The organism is Streptomyces sp. rh34 (assembly GCF_002551245.1).
In the GTDB taxonomy this organism is placed as follows: Bacteria; Actinomycetota; Actinomycetes; order Streptomycetales; family Streptomycetaceae; genus Streptomyces.
Genome location: NZ_NTGZ01000451.1, coordinates 1 through 2917, shown reverse-complemented (window position 1 = coordinate 2917; position 2917 = coordinate 1). Strand labels below are relative to the sequence as shown.

At 75.1% G+C, this 2917-nt stretch carries 3 protein-coding genes and 2 pseudogenes; 4 read left to right on the top strand and 1 reads right to left on the bottom strand.

What is annotated here, in order from left to right; all coding sequences use genetic code 11:
• Both CR470_RS37085 and CR470_RS37080 read left to right on the top strand, forming a co-directional pair.
• Positions 1-709: pseudogene (locus tag CR470_RS37085) on the top strand (transcriptional regulator); the annotation flags it as partial.
• 119 nt (positions 710-828) lie between these two features.
• A complete protein-coding gene (locus tag CR470_RS37080) occupies positions 829-1836 on the top strand; it encodes a PHP domain-containing protein (RefSeq protein ID WP_097872105.1) in 1008 nt (335 codons plus the stop codon).
• Positions 1837-1912: 76 nt separating this feature from the next.
• Here the strand turns inward: CR470_RS37080 and CR470_RS37075 are convergent, their stop codons facing one another.
• The gene (locus CR470_RS37075; RefSeq protein WP_097872103.1) at positions 1913-2104 is read right to left on the bottom strand and encodes a DUF6381 family protein; all 192 of its coding nucleotides are present in this window, start codon (positions 2102-2104) and stop codon (positions 1913-1915) included.
• A 336-nt stretch (positions 2105-2440) separates the two neighbouring features.
• Between CR470_RS37075 and CR470_RS37070 the strand changes: the two genes are divergently transcribed.
• Complete coding sequence (locus CR470_RS37070; RefSeq protein WP_097872101.1) at positions 2441-2623, top strand: DUF6480 family protein; 183 nt, start codon at positions 2441-2443, stop codon at positions 2621-2623.
• A pseudogene (locus tag CR470_RS37065) lies at positions 2620-2917 on the top strand (endonuclease); the annotation flags it as partial. The gene CR470_RS37070 and the pseudogene CR470_RS37065, both read left to right, overlap by 4 nt.

Sequence of the window (2917 nt, the reverse complement as noted above, 5' to 3'; positions counted from 1 at the left end):
GCCCGGCGTCGGGCCGCGCAAGGAGACGCTCCCCCGGCCGTCCGGGGGCACGCCGGGGCCGCAGGCCGGGCGGGTGCCGTTCACCTGGACCGCGGACGACCATGTCTGGAAGAACGGCTGCGACCACTCCTACCTCGTCGACCGGGCGCCCGCCGCCGTCCCGCCGCCCCCGGTGGAGGCGGACGCGAACTCCTGGGCCGGAGCGCTCGGCGGTGTGCACGCGGGTGAGGCCGGTGTCCGGATCACGTTGCAGGGCCGGGACGAGCGGGCCGTGGTGCTGGAAGCCCTGCGGATCCGGGTGGTCGAGCGCCGTTCGCCGCCGGAGGGCCGGGTCTACCGGATGAGCTCCGGCTGCGGCGGGGCCCTCACTCCGAGGATGTTCGACGTGGATCTCGACATGCCCCGGCCCGTCGCCCGCTCGGTCGCGGGCAACGACTCGGGCGAGCCCATCGAGGCGGTCGCCTTCCCGTACAGCGTCTCCGTCACCGATCCCGAGGTCCTCCTGATCACGGGGCGCACGGTCTCCTGCGACTGCGACTGGTTCGCGGAGCTGACCTGGAGCAGCGGCGGCCGGTCCGGCACGGTGCGCGTCGACGACGGCGGCCGGCCGTTCCGTACGACCGGGGTGCGGGGGCGTGCCGTACTCGACTACGACACGGACACCGGCCGCTGGGTGTCCGTGCCGGGCGCCGGGGAGGCCGCGTCCTGAGGGGGTGTGGCCGCGGCGCGGATGCGCCCGGGGCCGGATGCGCCCGGGGCCGGATGCGCCCATCCTGGTGGGGCGGGCGGCCTGCCGGCGGACCGCGGACGCTCCTGGTGGAGGTGCCGATGGACCCCGTCACCGCCCTGCGGCGGATCGCCTTCCTGCTGGAACGCTCGCAGGCCGCCACCTATCGGGTGAAGGCCTTCCGCACGGCCGCGGCCGCCGTGGACGCGATGGCCGCCGGGGAGGCGGCCGAGCGGGTGGCCGCGGACTCCCTGGAGCGGGTCGCCGGGATCGGGCCCCGCACCGCGGAGGTGATCCGCGAGGCCCTGGCCGGGGAGACGCCCGGGTATCTGGACCGGCTGGAGAGGGAAGCCGCCGCCGAGCCGCCCGTCGAGGGGGGCGAGGAGCTGTTCGCCCGGCTGACGGGCGACTGCCATCTGCACTCGGACTGGTCGGACGGGGGCAGCCCGATCGAGGAGATGGGCCGGACCGCCGCGGAGCTGGGGCACGCGTGGGCCGTCCTCACCGACCACTCGCCCCGGCTGACGGTGGCGCGCGGCCTGTCGCCGGAGCGGCTGCGGGAGCAGCTCGCTGTGGTTGCGCGGCTCAACGAGGAGTGGGCCCCGTTCCGGCTGCTGACGGGGATCGAGTGCGACATCCTCCCGGACGGCTCGCTCGACCAGGAGCCCGAGCTGCTGGAGCGGCTCGACGTGGTGGTGGTCTCCGTCCACTCCGAGCTGCGGATGGACCCGGAGCCGATGACCCGGCGCCTGGAGAGGGCGGTACGCCATCCGCGGGCGCATGTGCTCGGCCACTGCACGGGACGCCTGCTGGCCGGGCGCGGCCGTCCGGAGTCGCGGTTCGACGCGGACCGGGTCTTCGCGGCCTGCGCCGGGGCGGGGACGGCGGTCGAGATCAACTGCCGTCCCGAGCGGCAGGATCCGCCCCGGAGGCTGCTGCGCGCGGCCGTCGCGGCGGGGGCGCTGTTCGCGATCGACACGGACGCGCACGCCCCGGGGCAGCTCGACTGGCAGCGGTCGGGGTGCTCCCGGGCCGATGAGTGCGGGGTGCCGGCCGACCGGGTGGTGACGACCTGGAGCGCGGAACGGCTCCTGGAGTGGGCCGACTGAGCCGGCGCTTGCACGCGCGGCCGCCCGCCCCCGGGGGTTCCGTTTGTCCTCCGGAGGCGGGCGGGTGCCGACGGGGCTACTTCTCGGGGTAGATGTCCCCGGCCTCCATGGCGCTCTGCTGCTCGCTCCGGTCCCGGATCGTCCGGGACTTCTTCTCCAACCGCTCGCGCTCGTGCGGATCGCTCGCGCGCTCCGCGGCCTCCGCGAGCTGCTGGGCCTTCTCACGCATCTGCCGAGCCAGGTCGGCGGGTTCGTCCGAACCGCTCATCACCACTCCTTGGACGCTGGGGATCTCCGGGGCGTGTCCGGCGGATCCTGACGGGGTCCACGGCGCCGGACGGGCCCTGGCCCCAGCGAACCAGGGACCGGTCGCCTCCGCATCCCGCGCGGCCGGGGCTCTCGGCGCGGATCTCCGGCGTCCGGAGCCCGGTGCGCGGGACGGCCCGGTGGAGCGGCCTCTTCCTCACCCTGGGGTCGAGGGTGAGACTTTGCTCCGGCAGCCGCAGGGAGACCATGCCGGCCGCCGGTGAGCGCAGCGTCCGCGCCCCCGGCTTCGGAACCCCGACGGCGTGCGCGGGCGCTCGGACGGAGAGACCCTGGAGGCATGGCTGTTCTACTGAATCCCCCAGGAGAGACACCGCCGGCCGAGGGTTCCATCGGGGAGGCCCACGAAGAGCGCGCGGACGGAGGGCTGTGGGAGCACCCCGGCGTCTGGATCGCCCTGATCGTGGTCGGTGCGCTGGCGGTCGCCGGATTCTTCCTCGCCCGGATCTTCGGTTACGGATGAGCCGCCAGGTGTCCGCGTCGGCGCGCCGGGTCACCGACGCGCTGCTGGAGGGGTACGGGCGGACGTATGCGGCGGAGGCGGGGATCCGGCTGCGCGACACTCCGCAGCCGCTCTACCAGCTCCTGGTGCTCAGTCATCTGCTGAGCGCCCGAATCCGGGCGTCGGTCGCCGTGGCGGCCGCGCGGGCGTTGTTCGCGGACGGTTTGCGCACCCCGCGCCGGATGGCCGACGCGAGCTGGCAGCGGCGCGTGGACGCGTTGGGCGAGGGCGGCTACCTGTCTCTTATACACATCT